Raw genomic sequence first — 15,720 nt, 5'->3', positions numbered from 1 at the left:
AAAGGACGCGCCCCGTTCGCTGGGCGCGTCCTTCGCCGTGGTCTGGCCAGTCCCTTTGAACGCGTCCTTAACCTTCTCGCGGGCCTGCTTCAGATCGCCCTTGGCTTGGTCGGCCTGGCCTTCGGTCCGCAGGCTGTCGTCGCCTGTGGCCGAGCCTGCCGCTTCTTTGCCCTTGCGGCCGTCTCGCCAGCGTTTTCAGTCTGGTCGACCACTCCCATGGTTTCCTCCTCTGGTTGGCAGTCGTTCGCATTCGGCCACGGCTATAAACTGGAATGCACGGGTATTCGTGGGCCGGGAGTAGTCCGTCGGACGGGTCAAGCTGGGGAACCACGGTACCCCCGATATTGATGATCACAGCCTTAGTCGAATCAGGCGACGAACTCGACAGCATGGCTGCCGGTGCAACTCGATCCGGTCCAGCAACATCGCTCGGTCGCTGCTCCCGCCGATTGTCGCAGTACGCTTCCGCCGCCCAACGTCACAGCACACTCAATGCGGGCACCGGCCGACCTAGACATCACTGCCGCCCCGAGACCGGCCATCCCGTCAAGGAAGGCCCTAATGTCCTCAGCGCCAACGATCAAGTCCGCCAGCTGCTCAACATCCTCCGACCAATCCTCCACAGCCGCAGTGTCCAAGCAAACACCAACCTTTACAGACGTACCCATGCGAAGGCCTCCCTGCTGAAGCCGAGGACACCTCGAACAGGTAGCTCCAGCGATTCGATTCCTGGGACAACCGGAGGTTGAGAAGCCAATAAGTTTGCAAGGACATCTAGCAATCTCTAAGAACTGGTTCCCGCCTGGCTTCTGGAAGCGGCGACCCCAGCTGCCTCCGTACCCCCGGGCTCGGGCTGGGAGGGTTCCCTCTCGCTGCGTTCTTGGATAGCGGCCAACTTACAGGATGCCGCCGGCATCCAGCCGGAGTGCACAATTGCTCAGATCGACCTGACGCCTCGGGCACCCGTTCATGCCCGTCACTGGGACAGCATAACCAAACGGCTGTTGGGATCTGGGTGGCGGCCCACTGCAAGACCTGCCACCCAGCACGCCTATGCTTCCGCCCAGACACTCTAAAAATGGGCGAAACCTCTCAAGATTCACTCAGGGATACCTCAAGATTGCCTCAAGATCGGAGGTGCCCCTGATAAGTCGAGACAAAGTGCCCCAGTTTCTTAGAACTGGCCATTACTGCTGGGGCGTTCCCGGCCTATCCGATTCCGGCGGAACAAGAGGGAACATCTTCATCAGCTAGCCCGCGATGGACGATGCGTTCGGCTTTGGGGGGCCGCTGTCCGGTCAGCGACCCGCCGGGGGAAGAAGACCGCGGAAAGATTTTTTGCTTCGGGTGTAATCATCCGTCCCTTGCTGGAAACAACATGTATGAGCAGGCGATCTGCTTTGCAGTCCTATGGGGAAGGAACCCAACCATGAAGTACCGCCGATCCGACTATGCCAAGTACGCGACTCTGACATCGATTGCGCTGGCACTCACTCTCGTCGCCTGCGCACCGGAAGCGCCCGGGGCGAGTACTTCGTTCACACCCGCAGCATCAGCGGAAGTCTCGATGCCCGCGCAGCCGCCTGCCGCGCTTGTGGAGGCTAAGCTCCCCTCCCCTGAAGCCAGCGCTCCCGCCCAGGACAGTGAACCGGCCGAGGTCACTGTTCCTGCACCCGCTGTCACGGCCCGGGTCCTTGCCGCTCCTGCAAGGCAGGCACCCGTTTCCGTGCCGGCAGCACCAACCGTTCCTGCCGAACCCACAGTCACCGCCCGCCAGACCACTCCGCCGTCGGCAGCCGTGGTGACACCGATTACCCCCGCAGTCCCCTCAACCCCGCACGTCTCACCCGACTACGGGAACGGCAAGTTTACCTTTCCGGACGGCCACATCTCCTTCGATGTGCCCGCCGGCTGGACTGTACAGGTGGAGCAGGCACCGTACAACGAAGAAGCAAATCATCCCGGCGGGAAAGAGAACTCACTCGCTGCCAATATCTTCGACAATAGCGGTGACAAAGTCGCCCACATCACCAGCGGAGGCACCGGTGGTCTGGTCGGCGGGCCGGTCAACCGCACCATTCTCGACTCACAGGAACTCAGTACGTTCGATAGCCGTGACGGGGCCTCGCACTTCGCCTTCGTAAGGGATGACTATGCCGGCTTTCCTGAATTTCCGGTCCGCTACTACATGGGGGTTGTGGCTGATTACTTCATGACAGAAGGCCCTGACAGCTCCTCGGTGAACAGCTTCATGATCATGCCGAACGGGGCAGCAACCGCTGTAGCCCAGGTCGACGCGTCCATGACGCCTGAAACCGCTGAAGCGTGGATGAAAACTGATCAATACGTCAAGCTTCGGGCACTGCTGACCAGTCTCCGCTACGCTGTCTGACCACCAAGCCCGCCAGATACCCGGCAAGCCCATTAGGAGGCCTGCCGGGTATCTCTATTTAAGTTTTCAGCAGTTATGTAAGAAACAGCCGTCTCCGGGAAACTAAATGTTTAGATCATCAAGCGCTAGCCCGGGGGATACAAAGAAAGATGTTGGCTACCAGAGAGCAGGAACTGAGTGCTCTTCATGCTGAACACTTCAGCCGCAGCTACCAGTACATCGCGTACCGGATCAACGGCCGGGAACGGGACGAGGAACTCGCCAACGACGGGTTCCGGATCGTCTGGGAAAGCAATCCCCGAGCCGCCTGGCCTTTGATGGATGATAGCTACAGCCCGGAATCTGCTGGGCAACGAATGCAAAGGCCGGCGCCGCGGGAAGAATTCATGGCCCGCATGGCTGAAGAGGCCCGCGCCAGTGGCACTGCCAGCGATGATGGCTAGCAGGCCGAGATCGCCGACATTCTCTCCCGGCTCAAGGACCGGGAAATCCTCATGCTCTCCTACCGGGACGACCTCACCACCGCAAAACTGGCCGAGAGCCTGGGATGTTCGCCGTCGACAGCGGCGATCCGGCCCCACAGGGCCCGTAAAGCCTTCGCGAAAGCCGCACCCTCACGCCTCATGACAGAAAGGGAAGTCTAATCATGGACCGCATCGAACAACTCATGAAAAAATCCAAAACCCCGCATCCCCGAACCTGGCACCACCCCGGGTATCCTGACGGGCCGGTCGCATGTCTTCTCCGACGACCCCAACGTCGCCTCAATCGCCGAGCACAAACGTCGGCGGACGGGGTGGCCGAGCACCGCAGGTGCGGTGCTCGCCCCCGCGGCCGTCGTCGGGGCAGTCGTCGTAGCGGGGAACCTGGTCCCGCAATCGGCACCGGCACCGGCCACTACCAACACCGCCAGCGCTTCGCCGACGCCGACGCCGACGACGACGGCCACGGCATCGCAGTCGCCAACACCAACGCCAACGCCAACGCCAACCCCGACGGCAACCCCGACGGCGGAGGCTACCCAAGCGCCGACGCCCACCATCCCGGCTGGCCACAACAGCGCCGATTGCACCGCCGGTTCCCGCCCCCACCACTGTGCCGCCCACCACGGCAGCTCCTCCCGGCCCCGCTGCAGGTGCCTGCACACCCACCTACATCGACATCCAACGTCAAGACCAGGTCCCGGCCCTCAAACCCCGCCGAATACCAGCAGTACTACACCGTCCTCGGCAGCGCCGAAGGCTGGCTCGCCTACTACATCTCCGGCGAAGGCCCCCAGGCCCAGAGCTTGCACGGCCGCAACGCCTGGTACGGCGTGGCCAGGCTGCAGGACAACGGTCGATACCTGAACGACTACGGACAGCTCTGGTCAGCCGTCTACAACTGGAAGTTCCAGACGGCACGGTCCAGAACGGCCAGCACGCCACCGTGCAGGAAGCCGTGGACAAAGAGTTCACCACAAGGGCATCCCGGTCCGGCTCCGGACGCAGCTGTCGGCGCCGGACCGGCCACGCCGGCCGGGTCCGGCGCCCCGTAACAAACACCACGCGGCGAGGATGCTCTCACAGGTACCCCCAAACGGGTCCGCTACAGCCCCGAACAGCTCTGCCAGCCCCTTTTACGGAGCCAGCCGCAACCTCGCTCAACCTACATCCCGAGAAATGAACCATGGAACTTTTCGACACACACGCTGTTGTGATCTCTGCCGTCCTGCTGGTTCACATCATCGGGTAGTGGTCCTCGCCTTTCAGCTGCAGTCCTGATGACGCTATCGTTCACCGTCGCCCTCGCCGTGCAGGCAGTCAGAACCACGTGGGCGCTTGCTCGAAATACCCGTGGCTGAAAATCAGGCCCGTCGGGAATTCGGGGAGTCCCGGTTCCTTGGAAGTGGTACGCACTGGGTGACTCCGCCACGAACGGATGCTCGGACGCCCAGCAGGTCATTTACCCGCTACACGGGTAAATGTGTTACATGACGCCATCAGACATTGCCCCCCTCTGAGCCTCGGCTCAAGGGGGCAATTTTCATTAAGCGACTGCCGGTGATGCGTGGAGTATACGAAGGAATTCAAAGAGCGCGACGAGCTGCTTGACCAGCTTGAAGAGCGTGGCCTGGAAATTCCTGACCGAACCGCAGCGCTTAATTTCCTGACCCGTGTCGGCTATTTCCGCTCGGGTGCTTACCGATACGTCTTTCGGCAGTTGCTTGCACCTGAGCTGATGGATGCGCGCCTGCACCAATATCGTTCTGATGACTATCTAGCCGGCGCAAGCATCGAACACATCATGAAGCTTGAAGCGTTCGACTTCAAACTGGCTCGGGTTGCCAAGAGGGCCTGCTGGACTTCGAAGTCCGCTTGAGGGCTGCCCTGGCCCACACGCTTGCGGCAAAGGACGTTGCTGCCCACGCTGACAAACAGTTTCTCAATACGCGCAGCTGCGATTAGCCCAGCGGAGACCAAAGCGGTGGCATATATACGAAGTTTGATGCGTGGACCACGACTTGGAAGGCCGCCATAAAGTCGGGCGCCGAGGATGAAGACTTCATAAAGCACCACTTGTTGAAGTACCCAAATCAGGAGGTACGCATTTGGGCCGTGACCGAGGTTCTGAGCTTCGGAAACCTTCGCTATCTCTTCGAACTCATGCAGACCCCGGACGCCCGGGATGTAGCGCGCATGTTCGGGTTCGCCCACCCCAGCCGGTTTGGGGCGATGCTCCGCATGATGGTCGACTTTCGCAACGCCTGCGCCCACGGATCACGCCTTTTCAACCGGGCGTTCAAACGACAGATCGCGCTCGGGAAGCACGACACCAACGGCGACCTCTTGACTCACGTGGTCGATACCCGATTTCACGAACACGCCCAAACCACGTCAACGGCTCTACATCTACGCCGCCATCCTGGCATTCATGCTCAGGTCACACAGCAGCGGCTCCAACTGGCATCTGACGTTTAAGACACAGATCAAGAAACTCGACGTCAAGCTGCAGGCCCCCGACGGGGCCGAGCTCCTTTCTCCCGATGTGAGCATGGGATTCCCCGGGGACTGGTTGGAACTGGACCTCTGGAAGCAAGCATCCTGACCCTCTTATCCGCTTCGACGTTTGTCGCTCAACGCGACCAACTCAGCTGTCTCTCCCAGTGCCCTCAATCCGCGCAGCTCTGCTGGGTGGAAGGGTTTGCCATGTAAGCGAGCGCCCTGGAGGGGAACGCCCGCGTCACCGAAAACACCTATGGCCCCGTCCCACTTCCTTCCGGAGTTGAATTCGTCGATGACCCGCCCAGCCGGCGTGTGGCGGCGCTTCGTGATGCCGACAAACGCACTACTGCAGTGGTTGGGGTCCGCGCGGGCCGGTGCCTGCTGTTGTCGCGCTTTCAGGGGGTCACTGTCGTTTAGGGGAATTGAAGGATGGCACATTAGCCCCAGACGTCGCGACGGAAAAGGTCTTCTTCGGTCTCGCCTCGCACAATGAGCCGTGCTTTGCCGCCAGAGATGGCTACGACGGGAGGCCGGGGCGTGTAGTTGTAGTTGCTGGAAAGCACCCAGCAGTATGCCCCGGTGGCTGGCACCGCCAGTAGGTCTCCTGGCTCTAAATCTGCCGGGAGGTAAACGTCGCGGACCACGATGTCGCCGCTTTCACAGTGACGGCCGACAACTCGGGAAAGTACTGGGTCCGCATCGGATGTTCTTGAGGCCAGTGTCGCAGAGTAATCGGCGCCGTAGAGGACAGGTCGGGGGTTATCGCTCATTCCGCCATCTACAGCGACGTAGCGCCGGGGTACGGTGCTGGTGCCGTGTTCGACGTAGTTGGTTTTGAGGGTTCCGACCTCGTAGAGGGTGAACGTGGAGGTTCCTACTATTGCCCGGCCCGGCTCTATCGAAATTCTGGGCACCTTGATTCCCAGGTTTTCACATGATGCGCCCACAACACGAGCCATTGCGTGTGCAACGTCCTTGGGATCTTGTGGGTGGTCGGCCCCGGTGTATGCGATGCCGTATCCGCCGCCGAGGTCCAGTTCTTCCAAGACCAGCCCGTGGATCTCGCGCATTGCGGCAATGAAGATTAGAAGACGCTGAGCCGCGAGGGCAAAGCCTTCCGGCGAGAAAATTTGCGAGCCTATGTGGCTGTGGACGCCCAGGAGCCGGATACCCTTGTCGTTCAGGGCGGCCGCTATGGCCGTTTCGGCAGCGGAGTTTCGCCCGTGCACGGAGGCCATGGACAATCCGAACTTCTGGTCCTCGTGTGCGGTTGCGATGAATTCGTGGGTTTCTGCGTGGACTCCCGGGGTCAGACGCAGCAGGACGGGTGCGGTAGTTCCTCGTTGCCTGGCCATTTCGCCGACCCGGTGGAGTTCCTGGAGGCTGTCAACGATGATCCGGCCCACTCCCATATCCAGGGCGCGGGCAAGCTCCGCATCGGATTTGTTGTTGCCGTGCAGCCCGAGTTTCCGTCCTTCGATGCCGGCGCGGGCGGCAAGGGAAAGCTCACCGCCGGAGCACGTGTCCAGATACAAGCCTTCTTCGATGGCCCATTTCGCTACTTCGATGCAGAGGAATGATTTTCCGGCGTAGTACACATCGACGCCCCCACACAGCGGCTGGAAGGCTTCGTCAAACGCGGTCAAGAATGTCCTCGCCCGCAGCCTGAAGTCATCTTCTGAGACCACATAGGCGGGGGTCCCGAATTCGAGGGCTATGTCGGCGACGCTGACGCCCCCTACCGTCACCTCCCCTGATGCTGCCCTGGTAACCTCACCGGCCCAGATTTTAGCCGGGAGCTCGTTCAAGTCGGTGGGGACACTCAGCCACGTTGGCGCCAACGGTGATGCAGCTTGGGAGCGCAGTTGTTCGATTGTCATGGTCTGATGTGCCTCGTTCTAGTCTTACGCTGATATTTGAATGATGTCATTCAGAGTCGAAGGGGTGGCAGGTTCGGGGGAAACCCGCCGCTCTGGCTTTTGGCGGCGGTCTGGAAAGCGTCTAGTTTGCGTCGGTCGCGTCCGCAACCCGGACAGGGCACGCGCTGACGCAGCCCAGATGGCAATGAGAGTTCTGGAGATGGCGCACATGGGCGCGGAAGCCCGACTGCACGATCTCGCCCTCCGTCGAGCGCCTGATTCGCCCGGCCTGAGGGACAGGCCCACTCTCAGTGGGTGCCCTGTCGCTTGAGGAGAACCCTGCCCGGACGGGCCCGCGTCGGTTTCTGATCCAACATGACAGGCACTCCGGATACAAGCACGTGATGCACGCCGGAACTTAGCTGCCATGGATCCGCGTAGGTGGAATGGTCGAGGATCGTGCCCGCGTCAAACACTGCGATATCGGCCACTCTGCCGATTCCGAGGACTCCCCGGTCTCGCATGTGCAAACGCGCCGCCGGGAGGCTTGTCATCTTCCTTATGGCCTCGGGCAGTTGGAGTCTCTTGGATTCCCGTACGTTGCGCCCCAGCACGCGGGGAAACGTGCCAAAGCTTCGAGGATGCGTCGATCCTTGACCTTGTGCACTCATGACGGCACCGTCGCTGGCCACGGAGACGTGCGGATGACCAAGGGCAGCATCGACATCCGCCGGGCTCATTGAGTGATTGATGATGGGAACGACGCCGCTGTGTGCCTCCAGGATCTGCAGCATCAGTTCTACTCCGTCCAGCTCGTGGACATCTGCTATGTCGGCAACCGAACGTCCCACAAACTCGTTGAACCGGCCGGGGCTCAACTCGCTGATGACGATGCCGGACAAATCGATATCCACACCCACCCGCGCTTGGATTTCCCCGGAAATCCTGGCGCGAAGCAGGGGGTCCCCGAGCCGTTCCAGGAGCGCGTCAATGCCGCCATCTTGGGACCACGTCGGAGTTCGGGAGACCAGCGTCGTTCCCGAAGCGGTGTAGGGGTAGACGTCTGCGGCAACATCGACCCCCCGCGCGCGGGCAGCATCGATCCGTGCCAATGCAGCGGGGAGCATCCCATGATTGGCCGGGCCCATAGCCTTCAGATGTGAGATTTCCAGCCGTCCGCCGCAATCTTCGACGGCTGCAATGGCCTCATCCACGGCATGGAGCAAGGACGATGTTTCATCACGCATATGCGTGGAGTAGAGGAGGTCCGCCGCTGTTGCGGCTGCGACGAGGGCGCGCATTTCCCGCTCCTGCGCGAAGCTTCCGGGGGCGTAGATCAGACCGCTGCTCAGCCCCCAGGCGCCCTGGTCCGCTGCTTCATGGACGAAGTGCACCATATCCCGCAGTTCGGAGTCCGTCGGTTCCCGCTCGCTGCTGCCCATAACGGCCAACCGGACAGTCACATGACCGACCTGAGGCGCAATATTAATGGTGGGCCGGGCGCGATCGACGGCTTGGGCGAAGCCCTGCAGGTCGGTCCAGGACCACGAAAGGTCCGGACCCAGGAAGGTACTCCATCGTTGAAGCTCAGGGAGGTCCTGCACGGGGAACGGAGACCAGCCGCAGTTGCCGGTGACCAATGTGGTCACCCCCTGGTGGATCTGCGTTGTTGCCTCGGGCGCCGATTCGATCGTGTAATCGGCGTGGGAATGGAGGTCAATGAAACCGGGGCACACCACTAAATCCGTGGCATCAATCTCCATTTTTCCGGAGATCGCCCCGGTGCCAAGGGCTGTAATTCGATGCCCGGTGATCCCGAGGTCGGCGTGGAAGGGCGCTTCCCCCGTACCGTCGAGGATGGTGCCGTTACGGATCACCACATCATAGGCGCTCACGGCACAAGCCCTGCAGCGGCCCTGGCAGCAAAAGTCTCGCTCTGGGAGGTGTTTGCCTCGAGGAAGGCGACGTCCACTTCGTATCCCAGGCCAGGAGCGGTCGGTACGCGGACACGGCCGCCGCTCGCCGTGATGGGTTGAGTCACTATGTCCTGGTGGTAGTACTTTTCCGACGCCGAAACGTCCGAAGGCATGACGAACCCCGGAAGTGAGGAGAGTGCCACATTGGCGGCCCGGCCGACTCCAAATTCGTGCATTCCACCGCACCATACGGGTATCCCGTGGGCCATGCACAGGTCGTGGGCAGAGATCGCGGCGCTCAGGCCCCCCATTCGGGAAACTTTGATGTTCAGGACTTGGAGGGCCTCTAACTCAATAGCCGTTTCAAGGTCAAAAATGGTTTCGATTGACTCGTCAAGGCATACCGGCGTGTTGATGGCTGCCTGGAGCCGAGCGTGGGCCAGGAAGTTGGCTGCCGCGAATGGTTGTTCGATCATGGTCAGGGCAAGGCGGTCCAAGCTGTGGAGCGCCTCGAGATCTTCAGAGGATTCGCTGTAGACGCCGTTTGCGTCGACATGGAGCAGAATGTCTCCGAACCGTTCGCGGACAGCCGCTACCGGTTCGATGTCCCATCCCGGTGCGATTTTCAGCTTGATTCTCCGGTAGCCGTAGTCCAGTTGTGTCTGCACTTGCCGCAACAGCTGTTCCACCGTCGGTTCGATCCCCAGCGAGACTCCAGCGACTACCTCTTCGCGGACACCCCCGAGGGCACCGGCCAGGGAGACGCCCTTCGAGCGGGCATACAAGTCCCAGATTGCCATCTCGACGCCGGACTTCGCGAAGTAGTTCCCACGGATCTTGTCCCAGACATTAATTGCCTCCTGCGGGGTGGACCATTCCTTCCCCAGCAAGGCAGGAATGAGCTCGGCGGTGGCAATTTCCCAGCACGTATCAGTGGTCTCAGGGCTGAAATACGGGTGTGACGCTGAGGCGATTTCGCCCCAGCCGACGTTTCCTGCATCGTCGTGCAGGGAGACGATCAGGTGCTCCAAATGGCGTTTGCTATGGGAACTGGTTTGGAATCCGCGAACCAACGGCAGTGAGACGCGTTGAATACGGGCGTAGCTAACGATCACTTTAGTCTCCGACGTAAAGATTAAGTTGGGTACTGAGCCTGTCCCGTTCCAGCAGGCGCCGACCGGCACCCTTGGCACTCGCCGTGGTGAGTGTCGAGAGCAGATGCACCACCAGCACGACTGCAACGGATGAATCGGTGTAGGACGCGCTGCTTGTTTGCACCAGGACGACCTCGTCGGCAATCGAGGCCAGGGGAGCGTCATGGGAATCTGTGATCGCGATGAGTACTCCGCCGGCCTGTTTGAACCGTTGGGCTGCTTCCACCACCTCCCGCCTGTATCGCCGCAGCGAGAAAACAACCAGGACATCTGTGCTGCGAACGTCACTTAGGACGTCCAGAACCGGAATGACCGTGCCGTCAACGAGATAGACGTGGGTCAGGCTCGCGCTCAGGTCGCTGCCCATGAGCGATGCGTAACCGAAGGATTTTCCTGCCCCATAGATGTAGCGGCGGCGTGCCTTGACGATATGGGCAGAGGCGCGCTCTATGGACACGTCGGTGGACAAGGCCTCCACGGCTGTTTCGAGGGTGGATGTCTCAGCCTGCAGCAGCCGGGATTTGAGGACCGCCGAGGACCTCCGCTGGAGTCGCGCGTCGTAGCGTTCATGGGGACTGTTCAGTTTCGAGGCATTCACGCGGGCATCCTCCGGCTGTTGTCGGGCATCGTAGGGCTTTCACCGTGCGCGGCGTTGTTTCGAGGGCCAGAGGTAAAGACGTAGGTTGCTGTTACGTGGTCCGTCAGCTCACAGGAAGTGAGCAGGAGGCCGCGCTCGAAGCCACTTTGGAGTTCCTTGCGGATCACCGAAGACATTCGCTCGGCCATCTCGGGCTGACTGTCCCGGATCCCGGCCAACGCCCGGCTCACCTCCACCCGGAAGGTTTCACCGCCAGGATTGTTGGCGGATGCGGCGCTGGTTGCGCCCGGTGCGGAAAGATCCCATTGGACGATGACCCTGTCGGAACCACCGTTTTGGTAGTAATCCGGAACAAATTTGATGCCGTAGGCGCCAAGGATGTTGACGTTGAAGTGTGCATTGCGGACTTGGACGGGGTCGTAGGCCCATTGCATACGGCTGAGCCCTTGCAGGGTCGCCAGCCGGGCTTGTTCCTGCTTGAGGCGACGTCCCAATTGCTGGCCCTGGAAGGATGCGGAGACGGCGGCCGCTTGCGAATAATGGAAGGTTCCCTGCGCGTCGGTGCCAAGGAAACCGTAGCTGAAGCCCACTACTTCGTTGTTGGAATCCAAGGCCCCAACGACGAGCCCGCCGTTGTCCACCAGACTTCGCAGCAAACGCGGGGAGATCCCGTCTACGGGGTCCGTGTAGCCGAACACTGTGCGGTACAGGAGTGCAGCCTGGGTCAGGTGCTGGCCGCTGGTTAGTGCCTGAACCGTGGCGACCAAATGATGCGTCTTCACCCTGAACTGCCTGCCGTCAGATTTACGTAACGCATAATGTGTTAGTTCCGTTCTAAAATGTCTAAATTCCGGGGATTGCAGGTTTTTAGAATGCGGGATAGGTTACATATTTATGAATCTAACTCAGCTGATGGGGAACCCGCAAGAGCAAACCACAGCAATTCTGGAGCGTCTGAAGCGATATGTAGGTTTTGAAACCCCCACCGGGGATCCTGACGCCTTGGCAGATCTTGCGGCAGTGATCCGAGGCGATTTCGAGGCACTCGGGGCGACTGCCAGCGTTGATGAACATCCCACGGGCGACCACCTAGTCCTCGACTTCCCGGGAATCGGGCGCCGCCGTGACGACAAACCCCTGCTGTTCCTGGCTCATCACGACACAGTGTGGCCGAAAGGCCAGCTGGAACGGATGCCGTTGGTCCTCGAGGGAGATACCCTTCGCGGCCCCGGAAGCTATGACATGAAAGCCGGGCTGGCCATCTTCCACGAGGCCTTGACACTGCTTGGCCGGCATGACCTGGAGCGAGGCCCCATCCGGCTGATCGTGGTGGCCGACGAAGAGATCGGCTCTCCCACGGCGCGGGCCCTCATCGAAGCGCAGGTGGGCCATGTGTCCTGTGCAATTGGTCTGGAGCCACCGCACACGGGCGGCGAACTGAAAACGTCCCGCTGGGGGAGCACCCGTGTGCGGCTGAGCGTGGTGGGCAAGGAAGCGCACGCCGCCCTCGCTCCGGAGACAGGAATTTCTGCCATCGATGAGCTGGTGGACCAGTTGCTCAACATCCGGCTCCTGATGCGCGGCTATCCTTCGGTACTGTGCAATTTCGGAACCGTTTCCGGTGGCGGACGAACCAACGTTGTTGCCGGAACCGCCTACGCGGAAATCGGCTTGCGCTTCAAGGATGCGGCGACGGAAAAGGTGGTCCTGGCCAGCCTGCTTGCCACCGAACCGATTCGCCCTGGGGCTGTCCTCACCGTTGAACTGCTCTCGAACAGGCCTGCGTGGGCCGCGGGGGAGAGCCACGACGCGCTCTTTGCTGACGCGGTCAAGGCGGCGAAAGCCGTCGGGCAAACCTTGGAAGGCCGCGCCGCCACCGGCGCCGCTGACACCAACCTCACCGGCGGGTCCGGGATACCCAGCCTTGATGGCCTGGGGGCTTCCGGATGTGGTGCCCATGCAGTCGATGAGCAGGTTCACATCCCCTCCCTTGCTCCACGTGCCCAGCTGCTGGCAGCCATCATGCACACCCTGTAGGACTGCCGGCTTCGAATTCAAGGTCCAGTCGCTGGATGAGCGGCCTGGCAAGCGGGTGCATGAGTATCGAACAGCGCAAAAAACCGGAATCGGCCGGTATGAGCCATGTCAGTTGAGCCGGCGTCGCGGCACTGTCGATCCGTATGTCGTCGAAATTCAGTGTGCCCAGGCGTTGTTTGAGGGTATCCAACTCCGAGCGTCGCTGGTTCCACGGTATGTCTGCGGCGACATTGTCGGCGAACCATTCCTGCACAAGCTGTTCATCCCATGCCTGAAGGAGGGAATCCACAGCCGACCGGGCCGCCAGAGTGCGTGGCCATGGCATCGTCTCCCCCGCAGTGGCAGTGGTGGCGCGTTTGGCTGCCAGCGCCAAGGCTTGGGCAGTGGGCGCCTGAACTTTGGCATAGGTGGCGTTTTCTAAGCCCACGGCCACCGCCCCGCTGGAGGGATGCCATCGCATATGGGAACTGAAGCCGGGGTATCCTCCAGAGTGCGAGATGAGCATTCCCAGCTCCGGATCATGATTGACGTACAACCCGAAGCCGTAGCCCAAAGACGTGCAAGGCGCACCGTCCGTCATGGGGATATGACGGTGCATTTGCTGCATCTCCCGCCGAGAGGCACTGCTGAGGATTTTCTCCCCATGGTTCCTGTCGGGGTCAAACGCGGAGCACAGCCAATGCGCCCACAGGGCGAGATCACTCGCAGTGCTATACAAGCCGCCAATAGCCGAAAATGCCCCCGGTGATGGTTGGACCAGGGCAGTCCATCCTCCGGGGCGACGAACAAACCCGGTTGCAGAATCAGTGGCACGAACAGGAACCACAAAGTCGGTGCGGTCCATCCCGAGGGGAGTCAGCAGCCTGTTGCGTACTAAATCCACATAGGATGAGCCGGTTATCTGCTCAGCGATTCGCCCAAGGATTGCGTAACCGAGGTTGGAGTATTCATAGGCGGTTCCTGGTTCGCTGACGAATTGGACACCGCCACTGAGAAGGACTTCGAAATCCTCCACGCTCATGGACTCTTGTCGGTCGGCCCATTCGTTGTCCGTTCCCAAACCGGATGACATCGTCAGGAACATCCGGACCGTTGGGTGTGTGCTGATACTGCAGGGAAGGGCCCACGTCCTCAAGGCGGGTAAGTAGTCGGCTGCTGGCCGATCCAGTTCCACGAGGCCCGCGTCCCGAAGTATCAAGATCAGGGCGGCCGTGAAGCTCTTAGTGCAGGAGGCGATGCGGAATGCAGTGTCCGGGCCGGGGCTTGTTCCCCGGCCATCGAGATCCCCGAAGCCTGCGGTAATTCGCCCGCAATCAGGGTCATCGACGATGAACATTGACGCCGGCGCCAAATGAGCGCCATGGCGACGGATGAAAATTTCGTGGACGGTCCCCAAAAAATCTGCGGGGGCAGTAGCAGTGACGCGATTAGACATTGGTCAGGAAGTCCTGCAGGATTTTCTGACCCGAGCGCACTGAAGCGACGGGAATGCGCTCATCTATCCCGTGGACACCTGAGTGGGTGCGGTTCTCCGGGTCAATGCCCAACGGTGCGAAGCCGTAGCAGCGAATGCCCAAGAGGGAAAAGGCTTTGGCATCGGTGCCACCGCCCATGCAGACGGGAACCACAACGGCATCGGGATCGTAACGGTTAAGCGCAGCCGTGATTTGAGCAAACCAGGGTGAATCCAAGGGGGACTGAACGGCTGGCTGATAGGACAGGAACTCCCTGGTAACCCGATCGCCCAGCAACTCGTCGATGGTGGAAAGAACCAGGTCCTCAGTTCCAGGCAGGCACCGCACGTCAACCTCGGCCTCAGCTGCTCCCGGGATGACATTGACCTTGTAGCCGGCCCGAAGCACGGTGGTGGTGGATGAGCATCGAATGGTGGCCCGGGCAACATCGCCTGCCGTTCCCATGACGTCGATCGCCTGTTCCACGCCGGACTCGGTCGACAGGTCGGGTGTGTAGCCAAGGGCGGTCGTCGTACCGTGGATGTAGGACTTGACCGTCTCGGTCAGATGCATGGGCCACCGGTATGAGTTGATGCGGTGGGCGGCCCCCAGCAGGTGGGTGATGGCACTGTCATTTGAAGGACGGGAGCCGTGCCCGGAGGTCCCCGTGGAACGAAGCCTCATATGGAGGGTCCCGCGTTCACCCGTTGCTACGGGATAGATGCGGACCATCGAGCCATCACGTGCCTGGAGCGGAGTGGCGGTCCCTCCTGATTCACCAATCCCGGCTTCGAGCCCCGCGAAAAGTTCCGGGTGCTTGGCAACGAGCCACAGGGCGCCATAGTCGCCTTTGTCTTCTTCGTCAGCAACGAAAGCAACAACAATGTCCCTACGGGGGGTCATGCCGTCGCGTGCCCAGGTCAGGAGGGTGGCCAGGCTCATGGCGACCATGTCTTTCATGTCGCTGGCTCCGCGCCCCCAAATGAAGCCGTCGCGGATTTCGCCGGCGAACGGGTCGAAGGACCACTGTTCAGGCTCGGCAGGGACTACATCGATGTGGGCATGGACCAGCAGCCCCGGAAGGGTTCGATCACGGCCCGGAATACGGAGCACGACCGAAGCGCGCTCCGGTGTGGGCCCGAGGACAAGCGGCTCGTAACCGGCCTGGGTGAGGAGATCTGCGATGAATTCCGCGCATTCCCTTTCGCCGTTACTCTTTCCCTCCCCGTAGTTGGTGGTATCGAACTGGATGAGTTGTGAGCAAAGCTCTGCAGCGTCGATGATGCCCATTGGTTGCTTCCTATTCTCACTTGCCCGGATCACACG

At 61.0% G+C, this 15,720-nt stretch carries 14 protein-coding genes and 1 pseudogene; 7 read left to right on the top strand and 8 right to left on the bottom strand.

Going from position 1 to position 15,720, the window contains the following annotated elements:
• Nucleotides 1–54: 54 nt before the first annotated feature.
• A pseudogene (locus QEH68_RS21015) lies at nucleotides 55–218 on the bottom strand (CsbD family protein); the annotation flags it as partial.
• Nucleotides 219–1,429: 1,211 nt separating this feature from the next.
• Here QEH68_RS21015 and QEH68_RS21010 point away from each other — a divergent pair.
• The 6 genes from QEH68_RS21010 (at nucleotide 1,430) to QEH68_RS20985 (ending at nucleotide 5,479) form a co-directional block, all read left to right on the top strand.
• A complete protein-coding gene (locus QEH68_RS21010) occupies nucleotides 1,430–2,392 on the top strand; it encodes a hypothetical protein (protein WP_280624929.1) in 963 nt (320 codons plus the stop codon).
• Nucleotides 2,393–2,541: 149 nt separating this feature from the next.
• The gene (locus QEH68_RS21005; protein WP_280624927.1) at nucleotides 2,542–2,835 is read left to right on the top strand and encodes a hypothetical protein; all 294 of its coding nucleotides are present in this window, start codon (nucleotides 2,542–2,544) and stop codon (nucleotides 2,833–2,835) included.
• A 51-nt stretch (nucleotides 2,836–2,886) separates the two neighbouring features.
• Nucleotides 2,887–3,036, top strand: coding sequence for a sigma factor-like helix-turn-helix DNA-binding protein (locus QEH68_RS21000; protein WP_280624925.1), 150 nt, complete (start codon nucleotides 2,887–2,889; stop codon nucleotides 3,034–3,036).
• A 2-nt stretch (nucleotides 3,037–3,038) separates the two neighbouring features.
• Nucleotides 3,039–3,929, top strand: coding sequence for a hypothetical protein (locus tag QEH68_RS20995; protein ID WP_280624923.1), 891 nt, complete (start codon nucleotides 3,039–3,041; stop codon nucleotides 3,927–3,929).
• Nucleotides 3,930–4,441: 512 nt separating this feature from the next.
• Nucleotides 4,442–4,753, top strand: a complete 312-nt coding sequence (locus tag QEH68_RS20990) for an Abi family protein (protein WP_280624921.1) — start codon at nucleotides 4,442–4,444, stop codon at nucleotides 4,751–4,753.
• Nucleotides 4,754–5,305: 552 nt separating this feature from the next.
• A complete protein-coding gene (locus tag QEH68_RS20985) occupies nucleotides 5,306–5,479 on the top strand; it encodes a hypothetical protein (RefSeq protein ID WP_280624919.1) in 174 nt (57 codons plus the stop codon).
• A gap of 334 nt (nucleotides 5,480–5,813) precedes the next feature.
• On the opposite strand, the gene lysA is transcribed toward QEH68_RS20985, so the two are convergent.
• From lysA to QEH68_RS20960, 5 genes are all read right to left on the bottom strand, one after another.
• Nucleotides 5,814–7,256, bottom strand: coding sequence for a diaminopimelate decarboxylase (gene lysA / locus QEH68_RS20980; RefSeq protein ID WP_280624917.1), 1,443 nt, complete (start codon nucleotides 7,254–7,256; stop codon nucleotides 5,814–5,816).
• A 287-nt stretch (nucleotides 7,257–7,543) separates the two neighbouring features.
• Complete coding sequence (locus QEH68_RS20975) at nucleotides 7,544–9,130, bottom strand: D-aminoacylase (RefSeq protein ID WP_280624916.1); 1,587 nt, start codon at nucleotides 9,128–9,130, stop codon at nucleotides 7,544–7,546.
• Entirely contained in the window at nucleotides 9,127–10,266 is a 1,140-nt protein-coding gene (menC, locus tag QEH68_RS20970; RefSeq protein ID WP_280624914.1) for an o-succinylbenzoate synthase, read from the bottom strand. Before menC ends, QEH68_RS20975 begins: the two co-directional genes overlap by 4 nt.
• A gap of 1 nt (nucleotide 10,267) precedes the next feature.
• A complete protein-coding gene (locus QEH68_RS20965; RefSeq protein WP_280624912.1) occupies nucleotides 10,268–10,903 on the bottom strand; it encodes an SIS domain-containing protein in 636 nt (211 codons plus the stop codon).
• The gene (locus QEH68_RS20960; RefSeq protein ID WP_280624910.1) at nucleotides 10,900–11,685 is read right to left on the bottom strand and encodes a GNAT family N-acetyltransferase; all 786 of its coding nucleotides are present in this window, start codon (nucleotides 11,683–11,685) and stop codon (nucleotides 10,900–10,902) included. Before QEH68_RS20960 ends, QEH68_RS20965 begins: the two co-directional genes overlap by 4 nt.
• A gap of 130 nt (nucleotides 11,686–11,815) precedes the next feature.
• Between QEH68_RS20960 and QEH68_RS20955 the strand changes: the two genes are divergently transcribed.
• Complete coding sequence (locus QEH68_RS20955) at nucleotides 11,816–12,940, top strand: M20/M25/M40 family metallo-hydrolase (RefSeq protein ID WP_280624908.1); 1,125 nt, start codon at nucleotides 11,816–11,818, stop codon at nucleotides 12,938–12,940.
• On the opposite strand, the gene QEH68_RS20950 is transcribed toward QEH68_RS20955, so the two are convergent.
• Nucleotides 12,924–14,375 (bottom strand): serine hydrolase domain-containing protein, encoded by a 1,452-nt coding sequence (locus tag QEH68_RS20950; RefSeq protein WP_280624906.1) that lies wholly within the window; start codon nucleotides 14,373–14,375, stop codon nucleotides 12,924–12,926. The genes QEH68_RS20955 and QEH68_RS20950 overlap by 17 nt on opposite strands.
• Nucleotides 14,368–15,684 carry a M20/M25/M40 family metallo-hydrolase gene (locus QEH68_RS20945; protein WP_280624904.1) on the bottom strand — a complete coding sequence of 439 codons (1,317 nt, stop codon included), beginning with the start codon at nucleotides 15,682–15,684 and terminating at the stop codon, nucleotides 14,368–14,370. Before QEH68_RS20945 ends, QEH68_RS20950 begins: the two co-directional genes overlap by 8 nt.
• Between the last annotated feature and the right edge of the window lie 36 nt (nucleotides 15,685–15,720).

Origin of the sequence: Paenarthrobacter sp. OM7 (assembly GCF_029873575.1) — a bacterium.
Taxonomy (GTDB): domain Bacteria; phylum Actinomycetota; class Actinomycetes; order Actinomycetales; family Micrococcaceae; genus Arthrobacter.
Note: the sequence above shows the minus strand (reverse complement) of the source record. Positions and strands in the feature narration are given on the sequence as shown.

Coding starts and splice junctions, on each gene's coding strand:
- QEH68_RS20985 (WP_280624919.1), top strand. CDS start 5,306: ATGCTCAGGTCACACAGCAGCGGCTCCAACTGGCATCTGACGTTTAAG.
- QEH68_RS21010 (WP_280624929.1), top strand. CDS start 1,430: ATGAAGTACCGCCGATCCGACTATGCCAAGTACGCGACTCTGACATCG.
- QEH68_RS20955 (WP_280624908.1), top strand. CDS start 11,816: ATGGGGAACCCGCAAGAGCAAACCACAGCAATTCTGGAGCGTCTGAAG.
- QEH68_RS20945 (WP_280624904.1), bottom strand. CDS start 15,684: ATGGGCATCATCGACGCTGCAGAGCTTTGCTCACAACTCATCCAGTTC.
- QEH68_RS21000 (WP_280624925.1), top strand. CDS start 2,887: ATGCTCTCCTACCGGGACGACCTCACCACCGCAAAACTGGCCGAGAGC.
- lysA (WP_280624917.1), bottom strand. CDS start 7,256: ATGACAATCGAACAACTGCGCTCCCAAGCTGCATCACCGTTGGCGCCA.
- QEH68_RS20995 (WP_280624923.1), top strand. CDS start 3,039: ATGGACCGCATCGAACAACTCATGAAAAAATCCAAAACCCCGCATCCC.
- QEH68_RS21005 (WP_280624927.1), top strand. CDS start 2,542: ATGTTGGCTACCAGAGAGCAGGAACTGAGTGCTCTTCATGCTGAACAC.
- QEH68_RS20950 (WP_280624906.1), bottom strand. CDS start 14,375: ATGTCTAATCGCGTCACTGCTACTGCCCCCGCAGATTTTTTGGGGACC.